Raw genomic sequence first — 19678 nt, 5'->3', positions numbered from 1 at the left:
TCATCCCAAATGGGATTAGCAATGACAATGTTTTACTCAGCTAATTTTACTTCAACACCATCTTTTATTTTATCATTAAGTTCAGAAATTACTTTTTGCCCTGATCGTAAACCTGAAATCACTTCTACATAAGAGTCAAACTTCTGCCCGACAGTTATTTCGTTCTTAACAGCTTTATTATCAGAGATTGTGAAGATATAACTTTTACCATCTTCACTTCTAACGGATGAAGCAGGAATTACCAAAACCGGTTTCTGATTTACAACTGAAGTATCAATAGATTTTGTAAAGAAAGAAACTTTAGCGCTCATTTCAGGCAAAACTCTTGAATCATAATTTTTGAATCCGACTTTAACCAGCACAGTTGCTTTTGACCTATCAGCAGTTGGAACAATTTTAAATACATAAGCAGCGTAACTTTTTTCAGGATATGCATCAAGAGTTATTTCACAATCCTGATTTAACCGGATCATCTCAATGTTTGACTCAGAAACATCAGCTTCAACAAGTAACGAGCTCATATCAGCAATTGTAACAACAGCAGTTTTAGAAGTTGTGCTTCCGCCAAATGGTGCAACAATTTCACCGACTTCTGCATTCTTAGTTAAAACAGTTCCATCAAACGGTGCCCTGATTAAAGTATTCTCAAGTGCAACTTCATATTGTTTTATTCTGGCTTTGGCTACTTCAATTGATGCAAGAAATCTATTATAATTTGCCTCAGCCTGATCAAACAGCTGCTGAGAGCTTAAACCTTTATTAAATAATTCACGTTCACGATCAAAAGTATTTTCAGCATTTATCAAATCTGCTTGTACTAAATCAAGATTGGCTTTTGCTTCATCAAGCTGAGCAAGTATATCTGTATTTTCAAGACGAGCAATGATTTGATCTTTCTTTACTTTATCACCTTCTACAACTCCAAGATAAATCAATCTGCCGGTTCCCTTTGAAGCAATAGCAGCTTTTCTTTGAGCAACAACATAACCACTTGCATTTAATGAGGCAGCCGTCTGACCTGGTCTTTGTAAAACTGCAGTTGATAATTTGACCTGAACAGCACTACTTATAAGTTTGGGAACAATAAAATATCCAATTACAATAAGTAGGATTACCACTGCTGCAATATAAATTCCAGTCTTGTAAGTACTCCCATCTTCTCTATTAGATCTATTAATCTTTAGAGACGATAAGTCTGCGTTTTTTGTATCCATCAGATTAGTTTGATTTTGTTGAGTGAAAAATATTTAACCGGTGATACTTTACAAAGAATACAATGATGAAAGGTAATTTTAAATGGTGGACGAAAAAAAGAGAATAATATATGCCAGCTTTAACTTAAACTGACTTCTGAAAAATTATTCTAATAATTAAGAAAAGCAGAGCGTCATACTGTTCATCAAAGGCTGATTATTTCAGAAATTATTAACATTAATCATAAAATCACATCAATCCCTAAATGAACACAATATAAATATTGATCAGTTCAGAATGACTTAAACAACAATTTTTCAGAAGCCTCTTACAATAAAATCAAATCAATTATCTTTCAATTTGAATACCCAGCCAGTTCTCCAACCGTGAATAAATTAATTCCTGATCCTTTCTGGAAAAGCTTCTTATTTTTGAACCGTGAGAACCATTAGGACAAACCATTTTAATTGAATTTGTTTTTCCGGTTAATTGAACACCTGTAGATGTCCATGGATCATTGCCGCCATAGATATAAATAAAATTTTTACTTTTGTTCGAAGCCCAATCATTTATCTTCTTTAGCAGTCTCGGATCATAAGTTGGATTTGAGTCTTTCGGAATAAAGAATGGAGTCTGTCCATCAGCATATTTAATATATTCTTTAAATGGAGCTACATCATAAGCATAATATCCAAACTCAGTATAACACTGATAGAAAAAAGGATAGATTCCTGTAATACTTGCGTCATCAAAATAAGTAACACCTCCGTAGTTTGATAATTCATTCCAGATGTCTTCAAGTGAGGAATTATTATCCGGTATTTTCGAACAATCACCATCAGACCATTGCCAGTATGCAAAAGAGAATTCCAGTACCGCGTACTCATAAGCTTTTTCATTACCAACAATATCATAAGTTAGTTTTTTATTTTCAGCATTCTTCAAAAACATCGGGTAAAGCTCATCTCTTTTTTCAAAACATAATTTTTGAAAATTAAATACTTTTTCTCTGCATTCAGGAGTTGATACAGATTTTATCCATTCATAAACACGATTATCATCAATAGAATAATTTAACGGACCAACATAAGGCACAGAAACATCTACATCATCAGGGAAAAAATAGCTGTGAAATATTACACAAGAGCCGCCTTTACTGATACCTGTAGTAATCCATTTGCCTGCGTAATATTTTTTAAACAATTCGATTATTCTGTGATGATCATTTGCTGCCTGTTCAATAGTAAGATATTTCCAATCAAACGGAGCGGGAACTGATTCACCAAAATATCTATGCTCAACCATTATCTGATTACAATCCAATATTTTTGCCAGCTCTGCAGGTCTGTTTTCAACAGCATAACCATCAAGTTCAATCACCATCGGTTTATCTTTATCAATATGCGATAAAAATATTTGCTCCTTAAATTTTAATCCATCAGGATTATTGTGATCAACTGGCTGTGTAACAAATATTTCATATACTTCAGAAAAGTTTTTTGAATCAAGTTTATTTACTACTTCAATATCAGGCTGGTTTTTTAACCACTTTAGCAGGTCAGAATCCTGAGCAAATACTGCTGATTGAAATAGGATAATGATTAAAATGAATCTAATGGTTTTCATATTACCTCAATAAATTAATTTGAAAATTAATTTGTATTAAACTTAAACTTATTTAATCCGTTAAAAGCATTAGTAATCCAAAGAATGCCGTTCTTGTCTATTGCAGACGAAGAGACTATATCTGAACTAATCAGTGAATTAGATCTATTATATATAAGCATATTATTATTTGAACTCAGTTTTACCAAACCTTCATTAGTAGAAATCCATTTGTTATTAAACATATCAACACTTATATGATTCATTGAGTTTAAGTTTGAACCGGGATAAAAATTAACAAATTGAGTTCCGTTAAAATATGAGATTCCATTTCTTGATGTTTTATAATTTTTATGACAGAACCAAATATTACCAATCATATCTTTAGCAGTTGATGAAACGATAATTGAAGGATAATTATAATCGGGCTGTTGATAATACTGAAATGCTCCATCAGTAAACTTAACAATTCCATCATTGGTTGCAATCCAAATATTACTATCATCTAATTCGATATCATTAGCCCAGATTGATAATAACGAATCATTATATCTGTTCCATGAATTACCATCGAATTTATAAAGACCGGATGAAGTTCCTGCCCAAAGTGTATTTTGCGGATCAATTTTTACAGAATATACTTCATCTGAGCGAAGTCCTGAATTATTTTTATTGTAAACAATCCAGCTTGTGCCATCAAATCTTCCAATTCCATTTTGAGTACCGACCCATACAATATTAAACTGGTCAACTTCAACAGTCAAAACTCGGTTACTTGGGATCCCTGAATTAGATGTGTTGTAATTAATAAATTCAACATCATCAAACTTTATTAAACCTTTATCAATTGAGCCAATCCATTTATTTCCGAAATCATCAATTGCAATACTGCTGAGAATATTACTTGTAAGCCCCGAGTTTGATACCAGATAATCAACCCACACAGAAGTATCCTGTAATGCTTTTGAATAAGAGCTTGTTTGACTGCTTGTTACTGCAACATCAAATGATATTGACCGGAATTGAGGATAAGTTAATTTAATTTTGTACTCACCAGGTAATAAATGAGTAAAAGTAAATGGAGTAACTTTTTGAGTTAGAGAATCGTTTATATAGATTGCAGCACCGGCAGGAATACTAAATATGTTTAACTTTCCGTACATAGCCTGATTATTCAACAGATCAACATCTAACAATACTTCCTGATCTATATCTAAGTGAATTACAATAGATGTATCTCTGAAATATTTTTTCTTCAATGTAATTTGATAATTGCCCGGATCCATAAACAGTAAACTATCAGGAGTTATTGAACCAGTATTTTTGTGATTTAAAAAAATCGAAAATCCTGCCGGTTCAGAATGAACAATTAATTTACCTTTAAACGGTTGTGGTTCTTCTGGACTGACGGATACTTCTTTATCACAACTTAATAACAATAACAAAATTAAAACAGATGATAAACTATTTCTTAATCGGTTTAGAAACATAATTTCTTTACTTTGTATCATAAATAAAGTTAAACTTGAAACCTCTTATATAACTATCAATAAACTTCAGCTTAGAATAATTCGTTTTTATCTGCGAGCCGAAAATTCCTAGTCCGCCATTTATATTTGTATAGTCGCCTTCATCAAATCTAATCGAATAATTATCGATACTGCTTGTAGATATTGAAATATATCGAGATAGTTCCAGATCAAATGTCAGTAATTCCAAAACTAAATTCTGGTGGATACTGAATTTAACAGGTTCCGATAGTGAATCAGCTAAAGCTTGCAGGTACCAGTTGATTGCATCAAGATTATAAACGACATAATTATTTCTGGAAGCTTTTGGAAAAACAGCATATTGTTTTCCTTCACTGACTGAAATTGAATTTGGTAATACTCTATAAAATATTTTATTGATCCCGTTTTCAACAAACTCACATTTCATTTTCAAACGAGCCTGATAAAAGTTCTGACTTCCTGCAGGTGTCCAGTAAACCTGAACAACATTTTTTCCGATTGGCGGGATAATTACTTCGCTTGTATTTTTAAATTCTATTTTAGATGGAGTTTCAGAAATCGCTTTCAGTCTTTTTCCATTTGAAAGCAAAGCCTCAATTTCAATTAACTTTTCGGTTCCAACAGAAAATTTTTGAGTATAGTAACATTGTATTGAATCCTCGCCTGCATCAGAAGTCAAGACTGTATCTCTTAATCTATAAACAGAATCACCGTACCAAATTCTTACATCTGCATTTTTTTCAAATAATAATTTATGTGCTGAGTTATTATTTTCATCAAGATAATTTTTAGTAATCGTTGCAATCTGCAAAGTAGTATCAGATCTTAATATGCTGACCAGAGAATACTTCTCTTTGAAGGTTGTATAAGGATTAAAAGAATCATCACAACCTGAAAATGATAAAACAATATTTACCACGATTATTATTCGCAAGTACTTCATATCTCTATCTTCACAGTTCCGGTTAACAGGAATGGCAGCATATTTACTCTTCTTCCTGTATCACGTTCATAATAAAAAATATTTTTTCTGTTATACACATTAATTGCATCGATACTTAAGGTAATAATAGTTGATGCAATTGCGATCTTTTTTGATAAACCAATATCTAATCTGTGGTAAGATGGCAGCCTGCCAAGATTCTTATCAGCAAGAATAAGGTAGGGAACATAATCAGACGCACCTGGTGTTATTTCAAATGGATTTACAAGATTATATTTATCATAGTAAGAAATTATTTCGGTAAATGGTAATCCGGAATAAACCGACCAAATGGAAGTAAGATTCCAGCCTGCTCCGGGATTGCAGCTAAACATTAAATTACCTGAATGTCTTGAATCGTATTTTGGATAATATATATAGCTGTCAATTTTCTTATAAGCCCAGCTTAAAGAGTAAGAAGCAGATAAACTAAAACTTGTTTCAGTTAAATCGTAAGTAAATTCCCAGCCGTAGGATTCCTGACTGCCTTCTACTAAATCAGGATCAAAATTAAAGTACTTTTCATCATTTAAGACCGGAGTATTATTTGAATTCCTGTGATAGGCTTCAATCTGGATATTTGAATTTGAAGATAAGTTATATTGAATACCGCCTGAAAGACTATATCCCGTTGCTGGATTCAGATAATCAGGAATTATAATCCACGGATCAAAAACAGAAATGATTTCATCTTCATCAGATATTGTTGTCATCTCTTGCAGATAAATTCCGGCTGAGCCTTTAATTATTAAATCTCCGATTGGGTTATAAGTTAAGCTGACTCTTGGTTCCAATTTGCCGGAGGAATTTGTATTTAATCCTGATACATTAATTCTCGATCCAATATCAAGACCAAAATTTTCAAATCTTAAAAGTTTATACTTTGCATAAGCACTGATATTGCCTGTAAATCTGGAAATATCGGATTCAATTCCGCTTTTGTTTTCTAAACGCAATTCAGAATCCATCAGCTTAATTAACAAACCAATATCAATCTGATCTTTACTATCAAACACAGCATTTAAATCGAAAGAAATTGAAATATCCTGCAGATTATTCACTAAAGGTTTCAAATTACTTCCGTTAGGAATTATTTTACCTTCAAATTTACTTAAAGATATCCCGAGTCTGGAAAAAACCGGGGCATCATAAACCTGAAGCCATTCAAATCCTAATAAATTATTTTTCCATAAATAAGATTCTCTTAACGGATCAGAATATTTTATTTTGTCATCAGTTATAAATGCAAACAAACTGAACTTTGCATTGTTAAAAATATCAGGACTTGAATAATTAATTTTGGCTGCTATATCATAAAAATTTACAGGAACAGTTTTTTGATCTAAAAAACTTTTCAGGATTTTGTCCGAATAACTGAATCTACCTGAGAGCATAAAAGAACCATTCGGAATCGGACCTTGAATCATTCCTTTACCTGTTAAAAAACTTGCGCTGGCAGATGCGTTAAATGCGTTTTTATTTCCATCTTTTGTAATCACATTCAAAATTGAAGACAATCTGCCTGAATATTCTGATGTAAATCCTCCTTTAAAAAACTCAATTGAATTTATCATATCAGGTTCTATTGAACTGAACAAACCGAGTGAATGGAATGGTGCATATAAAGTAATCCCATTAAGTAAAACAAGATTCTGATCACTGCTTCCGCCCCGTACATAATATCTTGCAGAGATATCCCCGGTAGAACTTACTCCAGATAAATATTGAAGAGATCTCATAACATCTGTTTCAACACCTTTGGGTATAACTTCGAGCTGCCTCATAGAAATAATTTCAAGCCCAAGATCAGTTACATTTTTATCAACATATCTTTCCCCGATTTTTTCTACAGCATTTAATTCAATATTTAATGGAGTCATCTGTATTTTGAGATCTAATAATTCATCAGGCTTTAACAGAAAAGAAATTTTTTTTGTTTTGTATCCGATGTAAGATACCATAACGGTCATCTCGGTATTAGCCGGAAGTTTATTCAGAACAAACATTCCCCGCTTATCAGTAGCAGCTCCGATTTTTAAATCTTCAATAACTATATTACAAAAAGCAAGCACTTCACCATTTGTTGAATCAGTAACTACTCCACGCAGTCTGCCAGGTGCCTGTGCCTGCGAGTTAAAGCTCAAAAGTGAAATGGATATTATAAATATCTGAAAAGTGAATAAGAAAATATTCCGCAATGTTGTCCAGTGTATAAATAAAAAATTAATGCGGAACTAATATAAAGTAATAAGTTTTTATTTTTTAAATCTTTTTTAATGGATTATTTAAAGTATAATTATACGGACTCCATCCAAAATATTTTTCTGCAAGCGGATCTACCTGCAGCCATCTTCCAATCCTGCTGTCGTAATACCTTGCACCGAAGTAGTCGTAGCCGGTCTCTGTGTCTCTTTCTTTAGCGGTAAACTTATACTTTGAATTTGTGTAAGCACTGTTAGTACTTCTTCCGTTTAATATCATTCCCCAAGGATCGTAGTCGTCGCTGCTTACTATCTCGCCCAATTCATTTACTACAACTCTAATACTGCCAAGGTGGTCTTTCAAATAGTAAAAGCGTTTTGCTGTGTTTGGTACTGCTTCAATCATTGCTGTAAAATTATTTCCATAAGCTGCGTGAAAACCAGGTTTAAGACTTATTGTGTTTCCGGCTTTAAGTGTTGCCGTTCCGTTTACAATTACATTTGTTTCAGCAGTGATAGTGTTCTGTGCTTCGTACGTGCCTTCAAGTATTGTATTTGTTAAATACAAATTATCATAAGCACCTGTTACAACTTTGCTAATCAAACCGTTTCCAAAAATGTTAAACACTTTCGCTTTGTTATTAACCGGGTCATAAACTATCGGGTTTAATCCTTTCGGTATAGAAGTAGTTATATTTCCATTAGCATCATATATCTAATCATTTCCGCTTCCGTCTGTGTTCTGCAGCTTGTTTGTTACTTCTCAGAGTTTTGTTTTGAGTCACTTACATCTGTATTAAAAGACCATAACACTTCCCAATTTGAAGTATCATACAAATAGAGTTTTCCATCTCTTTCAACTCCGAAATATTTACCAGTTTTATCAAAATTAACTGGCATTCTCCCTCGATTGATATAGTTTTTCGAATATGGTTCTATAGTATGTATTAGTGTCATTTCAGGGTACTTCCATATTTTTACTTTGGAAAGACGATCTTCTTCCATAATTCCAGATGCTAAAAAATTTTGTTTATTACTTGTCACTAAATAAGTAGCTAACCCTGGAATTTCGTTAACTATTTTGTTTTTCTCTAATGACCATAATTTTATAGTCTCATCACCACAGCCAAGAAAAACATTTTTCTCATCCGAAGTAAAAGTTGCAGTTCTTACTCCTTTTTCAGGCAATGACATTGATGCTACAATTTTTTCTTCTTCTATATCCCAAACTGAAATATTTTTATTTGCAGATCTCCTGAATAAATCAAGTAGTGCCCATGTCTCTTGCACTTGCCATATAACCAAATACTTACCAGTTGGGCTTATAAAAGTACCTGTGCTTTTGTGCACACTAAGAGAATATTCATTATGTATAGCTTTAGTTTTACTTAATATAACACCGTTATATGCGTTAACTCTATACACAGCATTATTCCCAAAAGCTATTATTTCCTTATCATTATCAGAAAAACCTAACCACCAGTAATGATCTAAATCTTGAATTTCCCATAACCACTTTTTTTCTTTAATTGAGAAATATTTTAAACGTGTAGGATCATTATCTAAGGTTGCGACTACTATGAAGTCTTCATTATGGCTGACCGTCATATAGGCTATCCAAACACGATCTCCCAAATATGCCAAAATAGAACGTTTACCGTCAAAAAGGTTCCACCTATAAATTGTTCCTCCTTTGATATCATCTGAAACGGGCTCTGCAATTATCTCTGAACGTTTATTCAGAATATGTAAAAAACTCAGATGATTAGAATTCATATCTGCTCTTAATGAATCTGAGTTGTATATTGATGTATCATTAGATGTTAATTTATTTTTACCTACACTTGGGTAATGACCTACGAAAGATCCATCGTACACATCCCCAACCATAATTAACAAAATAAAAAATATAGCATAAAGCATTATTGTTCTCCATTTTTCAGATATAACATTTATCTTGGGACTGTATATATACCTTGTCCACCAATTATTCGGTTCACTATTACTTCATCAACTAAAATGTGCATAAAAGGATTTGTTACTAAACTAAAATGGTCGTAGTGAAAATTAACGTTTCCTGCTTCAGTCATTATATGAATTTCATCGAAGCGTAAATCATTTACACTCCAATCCCTTAATCTTGATAAAATACCGGTAGCTGAATTATCATGAGGATAAAGCTTAGCATGAAGTTCCTGCAATTTCTGCAAAAGTTCGGGAGTTACACTACCCTTCTTATATTCTTCCAAACCATACTTAAGTAATTCTTTTTCACTTTCAGTTAAACCATAAGTTTTTTCTGCTAAGCTTCCGCCATCTTTGTAAACATAATTTGTAAGTTCTGTTGCCCAGAACGAAACACTTGAAGAAAGTGCTCCAGTTCCGAAACCACCAATAAAACTACCTCCCATTACATCACTTACTAATCCTCCTACAAATCCCCCAGAAACTGTTCTACTTATAAATTGTCCTGTTGTTGAAAGGTTACCAGCACCAAGACTAAACGCTCCTCCCAGAGTTCCTGCAAGTGAACCAGCTAAAAATCCACGACCAACATTTTGTCCTTGTAATAAATTGCTAAACGCCCCAGATGTACCTCCTCCTATACCGCTGGAGATTACAGTACTAAGTCCTTGAGATAAACCAATATTATGACCAAGCGATGAAGCCCAAGCAGCAGTTTGGTAACCAACCAAAGATGAGACAGCTCCAAGCAAACCACTACCTAACGCTCCCCAACCCCAATCGTGCTGGATTATACCGTGACTTACATATCCTGTAACAAATCCAACTATGGCGGGAATCAACCAAAATAATCTCCCATCTTTATCTACATATATTACCGGGTTATTACCAGCATAAGAAAATGGCGAAAAGTTTTGTCCACCCGGATCAACTGCGTAAAAAATTCCAAGCTCATCATCATAAAGTCTCGCTCTAAAGTTATACAGAGCAGTTCCGCTGTCAAATTCCTGTCCAGTAAACCTATAATCTGTATCTCCGCTTATTGATGAACGCATTAAACTACCAAACGGAGAGTAATCATAAGTTGTGTATTGTGTTCCGGTACTTCTAAAAAGTAATCTTGTATTACCAAGATGGTCTTTTATTACAAAGTAAGTTGCCGTTGCATCCTTGAATGCAATTAATCCTGTCGGTCCATAGATATAAATCTTATCATTCAATACTGAGTTTAAATTAATCTTCTCCGTAATTGGATAATTGTTATTACCTCTGATATAAAGATTGGAATTTTTCGTAGTGCCATAACTTTCCGTTTTTAATACTCTTTCATTATCTGCAGAGTAGTTAAATGTCATTGCTTTTGTCGGTGAACCGGTAACAGTTATGCTTTTTGTCATCTGTGTAAATGGGTCGTAAACTATCGGGTTTAATTCTTTATGAAATGAAGAAGTAATATTTCTGTTTGGACCTGCAATCAGGGACAAGTAGGGATACTCCATAGTACTTCCCAGGTATTAGTTTCATGAAGATAAAGAATGCCTTCTACCTCAAGAGCGAAATACTTACCATCGCTGCTAAAACTCCATTCGCTAAGTCTTCCAACTTTATCACCAACCTTTCCAAAATCCTTTATTAGTGTAAACGTCAAAGAATTTAAAATGCGTAGATGATCTCCACCAATTCCAAGCAGGTTATTTCTGTTTGAAACATCTATGTAAGATGGATCCCCTTCAAAATCTTTGATGATTTTATTTGCAAGTAGAGACCATACTCTAATTTTTTTATCCTCACAACCAAGGAACACTTTTTTTCCATCGGGAGAAAAAGCAACCGAAACAATCTTTGATAATGGCTTCTGAATCTCTGATATAAGTTTATTTTCTAAAATATCCCATACAGCAATGTTTGGATTAGGGGAAGCACTAAATAAAAATAGAAAAGAAATACCCCACTCATAATTTATCTTGTCATTCCATATTATCATATATTTACCATCAGGACTGAGTTTTTGTCTCAGAACTCTTTTTTTACTTTCAGCATAATCCGAGAGTTTATCCTCAAGAGGAGTTTTCAATATATTTTTATCTCCTGACTGCACTTCAAATTCTTCAATAGCATTTTCATTTATCGCAATTAAATATTCATCATCCTCAGAGAATGCGATAGAATTATAATGTGATCCTGTGTATTGCCATAACCATTTTTTGCCTTCTATGAAAAAAGTCTGTAGCATTATACTATCTTTGAATGATCTTATTGCTAGGTAGTTTCCGTTATTGCTTATGCATATTTCTTGTATCCGAGCTCGAAAAAGCGAATCTGCTTCCCCATCTGATAATGACCATGTCTTTACGACTGTTCCTATTCCTCCGCAGTCACAAACCCCAACCACAAATTCAGGTGTGAAGCCAAGAGACCTTATGTTATTCATATTATTGTTTTTAGTATTCCAAACATCTTGTGACGAACCTACTATTTGGAATAAGAAAAAAAATAGAATCAATTTTATAGAGTTAGACATTACAGTCCTTTACTATTATGCATTTTTTATCTTCCCCTGATTATTGCGGGTACAGAATAAGGATGCTTATAATCATCCCACAGATGAAGAATTGGATTTCTAACAATACTAATAAGATCACGATGAAAACTTATTGTTCCACTTTGATATCGCACATGTAAATCACCTCCAAAACGCAATGTTTCAACCCCGAGTTGAAAATTGCCCAAAGATTGAGATGTTGTTCGTGGACCTATCATTTCATTTTGCTGTAATTGTTGTAGTTTTGCCCATAATTCCTCAGTGCCAATTTCTCTAGTTAACTCTGGATAAGTACCTTCTGGATATTCACCATTAGCATATTCAAGGGCAGCCCATTCCTCATCTGTAATACCCAGAATTTTCTTGGCTTCTTCAATAGTCATTTTACCCGAGTAGACTTCATCAATAATTTCAGCTGCAACGCCAGACATTGCAGCACCCATAGCCCCACCTGCAAAACCCTGCATAAATGTACCACCAAAAACAGACGATGTTAACCCACCGGAAATACCACCGCCCACGACCCTCAATCCAAATTGAATGTCCGATGAAATTGACAATGAAGATGCCCCCAACTGAGCAGCTCCTCCTAAAGCACCACCTACAAATCCAGATAGGAAATTAGTCCCAAAGTTTCCACCTACCCAAGGAGTGAAGAGTGAACTTGTTATTCCGCCGGATAAACCACCGGCGAGAGTTGTCGAGAGTCCTTGCGATAGTCCCAATGTTGAACTAAAGTATGGCGAAAGTGCTGAAGTAACGCCCCAACCAACAAACGACATTGACCCTGAAATAAGTCCTTGACCAATTGCTCCCCAACCCCAGTCATCATAAGTTAAAGCATGTGACAAATACCCAGTTGAGAAACCAATTAAAAGCGGTATCCACCAAATTCGGCCATCTCTATCTACCCTGATAACAGGGTTATTGCCTGCATAACTGAATGGAGAAAAATTCTGTCCGCTTGGGTCAACCGCATAAAAAATTCCAAGCTCATCATCATATAATCTTGCTCTAAAGTTGTATAAGCCAAACTCGCTGTCGTACTCCTGTCCGGTAAATTTATAAACTACATCGCCGTTTATCGTTGCTCTCATTAAGCTGCCAAATGGTGAGTAATCGTAAGTTGCGTATTGAGTTCCAGTACTTCTAAAAAGCACTCTTGTGGAGCCGAGATGGTCTTTAATTACAAAGTAAGTTGCCGTTGCATCTTTAAATGCAATCAAACCAGTTGGTCCGTAGATGTAAACTTTGTCAGTAAGAGTATTGTTTGTGTTTATTTTTTCTATTACAGGATACTCGCTAGCTCCACGGATATAAAGATTCAAATTATTCGTCGTTCCTTGTTTTTCATTTTTCAGTATACGTTCATTGTCGGCAGAATACTGAAATGACATCATCTTGTTAGGAGTTCTGGTAACAGTTATGCTTTTTGTCATCTGTGTAAATGGGTCATAAACTAAAGGATCTAAGCCTTTCGGTAATGACTTTTTTATATTACCATTTAAATCATACTCGTAATCGTTATTACTTCCCCCGGTATTCTTGAGTTTGTTTGTACCAGTATAATAATTGTAAGTGTAATTCGTACCGCCTCTGTTTATGCTTATAATATTTCCATTGAGATCGTAACTGATGTTGGAAATATCATAAGGGTTTAGTGCAGTAATATTGTTATCTGCTATCTTCAACCGTCCAAGGTTATCGTACTGGTACAGAGTTTGGTAAGCAGCAGGTCCGCCGGAGTAATAAGAAAAACTTGCAGACGCAATATTGCCGTGATAATATCCCACTCCGCCGTAACCGCCTGTTTCGTAAGTAAGCGATTCGGTAAACAGAGGAGATGAAATCTGTGTGGGACGGTTTTTAACGTCGTAAGTTGCCTGCACTACTTTCTGCCCGTTGTTAAGAGTTTCAGTTTCTATTTGTCCCGATGGCTTATAAGTGTATGAAGCATAAAAAGTCGGGTTAGTGGTTGTACCTACGCCGGAAATTTGTCCGCGCTGGTTGTAAGAGTAAACAACTTCTGTAGGAGTTCCTCCGTCTGTGAATGTACCTGTATAAGCCCTAAAGTTGCTTCCGTTACTTGCCGTAAACCCGGGCTTAAGATGTATGCTAGTTCCGGCTTTAAATGTTGCGCTGGCTCCGGAGTTTATTGTTACATCAGGTCCTGCATCTATATTATTATTTGCTTCATACTGCGTCGGGGTTGTGCCTGAGATGGTTTCATTCTGCAAAGTTAAATTACCTGGACGGGAAGGATAGGTTATCTTTGTAACTCTTCCAAGATTATCATAATCATAAAGCGTAGATTGCATCTGCGTACTTACTTCCATAACGGTTAAATTCTTTGCAGTAATAAATCCGTATTTATTATAAGCAAAAGTTTCCTGAGTTTCCACATCTGTATTATTATCGTTGTTGGTTTCTACTTTATATAATCTGCCTTTTAGATATTGCGACGTTGCATCTGTATCGTAAGTAAATTTTTTACGCCAGGTATCGGGAGTTGTTGGGTAATCAGGATCTGTATTTGCTTCATCCTGCAATAATGTTTCATTCCAGTTCATCACGATATAACCTTTTTCAGTTACGCGCCCAAATGTATCATACTTCCAATACAAGATGTTATCGGGATTTGCAGCATCGCCGTCAACATCGAGCATAAATCTAAGTCGTCCGGCTATGTCGTAAATGTACTTAGAAGTTCCTGCATCAGGAGTTGTTTTTACTTTCAAACGCCCGAGAAAATCATAAGTAAAATTCTGCAGCATTCCTTTCGGGTCAGTAACCTGTACAGGAAGCCCAAGCATATTGTAAAGTGTTGTGGAGGTTTGTATTTCGGAGGATCCATCAAGCACAGAAGATTTAACAACGTTGCCTAACCTATCCCTGTAACTCCTCGAAGTAATCCAGTTAACACTGTTAGTTGCTGGCTTCTGTTTGATATCGTTGGTATAGCAGGAAACTCCGCTAAGCGTTGCATTGCCGTAAACACTCTCGATATTTTTATTCGGTGTTGATGGGTTTGAACCCTGTGGAATTCTCCATTGTACTCTTCCAAGCGGATCGGAATAATATTGCGTTTCAATATAACCCGATGAACCCGATGAATAATTTGGATCGTAGTTATGACTTGGATTGCTGAGAGAATAAGGATTATAAGTTTTATTTATTCGTCCTGCATTGTCGTAGCTTACTGCTGAGATAATATCATTACTTCCGTCCTGGGAATGTTGCTGTAAAGTTCGTCCGAGACCATCAGTAAAGTTAGTTGTAACAATAGGTGTAGAACCAATTCCATCTGGATAAGCCGAAGTTCTGATATAATTAGGATCGTTTGGATTGAAATTACCGGCGTTATGTTCTCTTGATATATAATATGTTGTCTGTGATAATACATCACTGTCATCATTTTTTGTCTGAGTCAAACGACCAAAGCTGTCATATTCATAAAAAGTAGTTACGTTGTTTTCATCTGTTCCGCTTGTAACTTGCAGAGTAAGAGGATCGTAAGTATAAGTTGTCATCATTGCATCAGCGGGATAAAATCTTACATCGTCAACGTAGCCGAAATTAGAAGTTGAGTTAGGAAATCCGCACCATACTCGCAAATAACCATTGGAAGGAAGATTCGTCATTTGCTGTGGAGTAATAGGAAGTGAAACAAGTTGCCAGTCCGTACCGCCTGTAATATCTTGTGATACAATTGATAATACATTATTATTAGCATCGCGAAGTTCAATCGTAATTTTACCGGTTCCGCTTGTTCTTCTTACCCAAGCTTCAAGTATGTAAGATTTAATTTTATCTACGCCATTGGCACAATAAAAATTCTTGGTAGGTCCATAATTGTTTTGCGAATAAGCACTAAAAATCCCTGTATGTTTTAAATTGCTTACAATTGTGCTGCCGCCGGTTTCCCAATCCTGCCACCCGCTTTCCAGACCCGTATAACCGGATTCACCGTCTTTTGAGTTTGATACCTGTGCAATTGGAAGAACATTATCATATCCATATTTTGTGGATGAATAAACATTGTCCACATTATAGCTTTCGGTTACATTTCCATTATCATTACGTCCAGTAATAGCATTTGTTACAATCCAATTTGTGCCATTGTAAACTGAATTCCTAAATGATACGTAATTGTTATTTGGGTCGAATTCTGTACGCTCCTGAGAAATAATCACCTCATCTGGATCGTTCGATTGATGATATGTGACCCGACCAATAACCCAAGCTTCACAAGGATGCGGCGGAGGAGAACAAGGGTATGTATGTGCGGTTAGATAATATGTTATTCCGGTATTTGCGTGAAACGACCCGCTTGCGTCAGAATATTTTTTAGAGATGATATCATCTCCGCCTTGAGTTGTGCCAACACAAAAATAACCACCTGAAACTATAGCTTCATAGGTAACGGTTTGATTATAAAGTACACTAAATTGGTTGTAATCGGTTATTTCGGGTCCATCAGCAAGAACTGCTACAGTATTACTGCTGCTTCCTTTTGATATTGTTTTCTTTTCATATATCTGTGATACCATATTCAAATTTTGCATAGCAGTATACTGCTCGTAAGCATATGTAATTTCAGTTACTCTGTCCCGTAAACCGTAAAGATCAGAAGCGACTTTAGCAGGTTCGGTAATTTTCTTTATCTGTCCATTTGTGTTGTTATATTCGTACTCAACAGTACTTGTTATTCCGTCGTTGATATTTACAGATTTAGTTAGTCTTTTATGATAAACTCCATTAGCTGCATCAATATCAAAAGCAGCCCAGTAATTCGTTGTTGTTGCAATTTCATTAATTGCTGAGTTATAAACCTTTATTTTATATGGCAGCCCATCCAGTTCTTTATAGTTAAGAGAATAGACAAACTCTTCTGCCTGACCAGGACCTAAATGGTTATAAAAATAAGTAATAGTTTTTCCGCTATCTTGCTGTGGGAGTTCTACAGTAACTTTGTTATATTTTGCAAAATTAATTTCGTGATCATAGACACCATTTTCAAATGTATAAATTGTCTGGTAGCTGTTACCCATTCCATCAGTTATAGTTTTAGTTGAAACAGGATAATCAGCGGGATTGCCTAAAAACAAAGCGTCTCCACCCTGGGTGTTTCCTTCCATAAAACTATGAGAGACAATATCGTCTGCAGTTCCTGGCTGAATAATATCTCCTAAAAGTTGAAAACCAGGTTGAGTAAAAGAAGCATTTCCACTTCCAAGTGAAACATTATCAAGTTCGCTAATGAATATCCAGTTGTTATTTTGCGCTTTATATGTTCTTACACTATGATAATCAAAAGGCGAATACCACTCTGCAAAAAGTGTCATTCCATTGTTTACAGGAGTAACGTAACTATCATATTGCATATCACTTATAGTTTCAATTAATGATCCAGTTGACCACAAACCATCAACATTTTTTACGACTCCCAATTTTCCGCTATAAGGACTCGATCCCTCTATCCAGCCAACACAAACATAATCTTTCCCAAGAGCTAATCTACTATTATAAAATGAACCTGTTAATACATTTTCAATATTAGTAACTGTATAAGGATAATTAGAACCATCATTATTAAAACTGTGAATAAAAATAGAGGAAGAACTTTCATCATCCTTCTTTGTAACAAAAAAATTTGAATGAGTATAAATATCGTCGGTAAAAATATCACGCTTTTTAAAATCATTAGCAGAAGTAAACGGCCAAGAAAAAACTTTAATATTGGGGGGATAAAATACCCAATTAATTAAGTGACCTATATATGCATGAGCAATAAAATAATTAGGTCCTGCATAAAGTCGGAAATCTGACGGTGTAATGTCATCCGGATAAAAACTGAATTTTTCTGACCAGCTCAATCCATCTTTTACATATAACCTGCATCTAGATCTTTGATCGCTGTCAGGATTATCGGAATATCTAATTGCAAAAAAATCAATACCAGATGCAGCTTCAATATGAATGTCCCAATCAATATCATGTCTTCCAAGATCAAAATCACCCAAGGAATAACTGCTCCATGTAGCATCATCTAATCGTATAACAGAAAGATTTTCTCTCCTTCTACATTTATGCTCTTGTGTGTTATAATTATACTTTTCCAGATTATGTGCAACCAAGAAAAAATTGCTTGATACAGCGATTACTTTCATACTACCAGGATCTCTACTGTTACTTAATGTTATAGTTGAGACAGTCCATCCATCATTTTTTCTTTTTGCAATTTTTAATGTATTACTTCCCATATAAGCAACAATGTAATCATTTCGTACCCAAAAATTTGAAACTGAAGTAGAAATTGGAAAATTACTATCAACAAACCATCCTATTGTTCCCCATCTATAGACTTCAAGTTTGTTGTCAGCTCTTTTTATTACATAGAAATCCGATCCAGACATTAGAGTTCGTAATAAAGATAGGTCAACAATGGGTTCATTTGTTGTGTAAATCTGACTAAAATTAAGTTCAACGTTACTAAGTGTATGATAAGCATAAGTATATTCAACCTTGCCGCCATCAGGATAGGTTATTGATTTTAATGCACCGGGATTTTCGCCTAAGCTTCCGCTTGTTGTATAATAACTAAAGTTTGTTGGAGTAAGTGAATTAATATTTGCATCCTGAACAGTAATTGATGTTAGATATCTTTTTGAAGCTGACAGATTAAAAATATCCAGTACTGAATAATCAAAAACAGTCTGCTGTATTATCGAATTAGTAGCGTCTTTTATCAGGATCTTATTCAAATACTTTCGTTCAAACAGACGTTGGATAATTTTATCAGGAGGTGTAACGTACTCTGCAGTCGTAAGATTACCTAGAACAAATTCAACACTTCTGTTAGTCCAATCAGTAATCTTTAAAGGATGCGATTCCTGGGTATACTTTAGAGTTGTTGAGAGTGAATTTGCGCTTAATACCTCAGCAACACCCTGGTATGAAATTGTAGTATGATTGCCGGCAATATCTTCTAAATCCGACAAGTCCCACTGATAAGCAATAAAGCTTGCAGAGTTGTATTTGTTATTTAATGGATTGCAAACAACTCCATCCCAGCCAAGCATAAAACGCGTTGCCTTTGTTAGTGTAGTATCAAAGAGAAAGTTGTTTGTTGTTTTATTATAATTTCCAAATCTCATTTTAGTACCATCATCTAGAATTATAGTCCATCCAATCAAATTACCATTACCATCCACGCTTCTAGTAATTTTCCAATACTGATATTCTTTTAACATAAAATCATTTCCGGAAATAAGAATCATTTCTGAAGATCCAGAAGCACTTACAAAAAAATATTTATCGTCTGAAACATCTCTTGTCCCATTTATATCCGCAACAATACTCCCAAGATTTAAAGACCAGCCAAGCCCAACCCAACCTGCTTGCGCATCTTTATTATCAGCTCTTACCAGTTTATGCACATTACTAGTATAATTTAATGCGACACTAATCCCACCTATATTTGTAATAGGTACAGAAAAAGCAACATCACCAGTAAAAAGACTTTCATTACTAAAATCTCCATCACCGCCGCCTATTGAAGGCGTATTTGCAGCTTTTGGTTTTGCTGTTGATGATTGACCTTCTGCAAATATATTTTGATAAAAAACAATTGATAAAACACTTAGTATTAAAAAAGAAATATATTTTTTCATCATAG

The 19678-nt window shown here is 34.8% G+C and carries 10 protein-coding genes; all 10 read right to left on the bottom strand.

The window, feature by feature from the left end:
- Window positions 1-32 precede the first annotated feature (32 nt).
- The 10 genes from ROY99_08715 to ROY99_08670 all read right to left on the bottom strand — a co-directional run bounded on the left by ROY99_08715 (window position 33) and on the right by ROY99_08670 (window position 19676).
- A complete protein-coding gene (locus ROY99_08715) occupies window positions 33-1214 on the bottom strand; it encodes an efflux RND transporter periplasmic adaptor subunit (GenBank protein ID MDT3696464.1) in 1182 nt (393 codons plus the stop codon).
- A gap of 328 nt (window positions 1215-1542) precedes the next feature.
- A complete protein-coding gene (locus ROY99_08710) occupies window positions 1543-2820 on the bottom strand; it encodes a S28 family serine protease (GenBank protein ID MDT3696463.1) in 1278 nt (425 codons plus the stop codon).
- A gap of 26 nt (window positions 2821-2846) precedes the next feature.
- Window positions 2847-4289, bottom strand: coding sequence for a PEGA domain-containing protein (locus ROY99_08705; GenBank protein MDT3696462.1), 1443 nt, complete (start codon window positions 4287-4289; stop codon window positions 2847-2849).
- Window positions 4290-4296: 7 nt separating this feature from the next.
- A complete protein-coding gene (locus ROY99_08700; GenBank protein MDT3696461.1) occupies window positions 4297-5253 on the bottom strand; it encodes a DUF4249 family protein in 957 nt (318 codons plus the stop codon).
- The gene (locus tag ROY99_08695) at window positions 5250-7490 is read right to left on the bottom strand and encodes a TonB-dependent receptor (GenBank protein MDT3696460.1); all 2241 of its coding nucleotides are present in this window, start codon (window positions 7488-7490) and stop codon (window positions 5250-5252) included. Before ROY99_08695 ends, ROY99_08700 begins: the two co-directional genes overlap by 4 nt.
- A gap of 64 nt (window positions 7491-7554) precedes the next feature.
- Entirely contained in the window at window positions 7555-8097 is a 543-nt protein-coding gene (locus tag ROY99_08690; protein MDT3696459.1) for an RHS repeat-associated core domain-containing protein, read from the bottom strand.
- A 152-nt stretch (window positions 8098-8249) separates the two neighbouring features.
- Entirely contained in the window at window positions 8250-9416 is a 1167-nt protein-coding gene (locus ROY99_08685; GenBank protein ID MDT3696458.1) for a WD40 repeat domain-containing protein, read from the bottom strand.
- 29 nt (window positions 9417-9445) lie between these two features.
- Window positions 9446-10957 carry an RHS repeat-associated core domain-containing protein gene (locus tag ROY99_08680; protein ID MDT3696457.1) on the bottom strand — a complete coding sequence of 504 codons (1512 nt, stop codon included), beginning with the start codon at window positions 10955-10957 and terminating at the stop codon, window positions 9446-9448.
- Window positions 10933-11691, bottom strand: coding sequence for a hypothetical protein (locus ROY99_08675; GenBank protein MDT3696456.1), 759 nt, complete (start codon window positions 11689-11691; stop codon window positions 10933-10935). The genes ROY99_08680 and ROY99_08675 overlap by 25 nt, the downstream gene beginning before the upstream one ends.
- 314 nt (window positions 11692-12005) lie before the next feature.
- A complete protein-coding gene (locus ROY99_08670) occupies window positions 12006-19676 on the bottom strand; it encodes an RHS repeat-associated core domain-containing protein (protein MDT3696455.1) in 7671 nt (2556 codons plus the stop codon).
- Between the last annotated feature and the right edge of the window lie 2 nt (window positions 19677-19678).

Origin of the sequence: Ignavibacterium sp. (assembly GCA_032027145.1) — a bacterium.
Classification (GTDB): domain Bacteria; phylum Bacteroidota; class Ignavibacteria; order Ignavibacteriales; family Ignavibacteriaceae; genus IGN3.
The sequence above is the reverse complement of the archived record's forward strand: the minus strand, read 5'-3'. Positions and strand labels throughout refer to the sequence as shown.

Bases quoted from the DNA above. Each gene is read 5' to 3' on its own strand.
- ROY99_08710 (MDT3696463.1), bottom strand. From the start codon at position 2,820: ATGAAAACCATTAGATTCATTTTAATCATTATCCTATTTCAATCAGCA.
- ROY99_08685 (MDT3696458.1), bottom strand. From the start codon at position 9,416: ATGCTTTATGCTATATTTTTTATTTTGTTAATTATGGTTGGGGATGTG.
- ROY99_08680 (MDT3696457.1), bottom strand. From the start codon at position 10,957: ATGGAGTATCCCTACTTGTCCCTGATTGCAGGTCCAAACAGAAATATT.
- ROY99_08715 (MDT3696464.1), bottom strand. From the start codon at position 1,214: ATGGATACAAAAAACGCAGACTTATCGTCTCTAAAGATTAATAGATCT.
- ROY99_08705 (MDT3696462.1), bottom strand. From the start codon at position 4,289: ATGTTTCTAAACCGATTAAGAAATAGTTTATCATCTGTTTTAATTTTG.
- ROY99_08670 (MDT3696455.1), bottom strand. From the start codon at position 19,676: ATGATGAAAAAATATATTTCTTTTTTAATACTAAGTGTTTTATCAATT.
- ROY99_08700 (MDT3696461.1), bottom strand. From the start codon at position 5,253: ATGAAGTACTTGCGAATAATAATCGTGGTAAATATTGTTTTATCATTT.
- ROY99_08675 (MDT3696456.1), bottom strand. From the start codon at position 11,691: ATGCTACAGACTTTTTTCATAGAAGGCAAAAAATGGTTATGGCAATAC.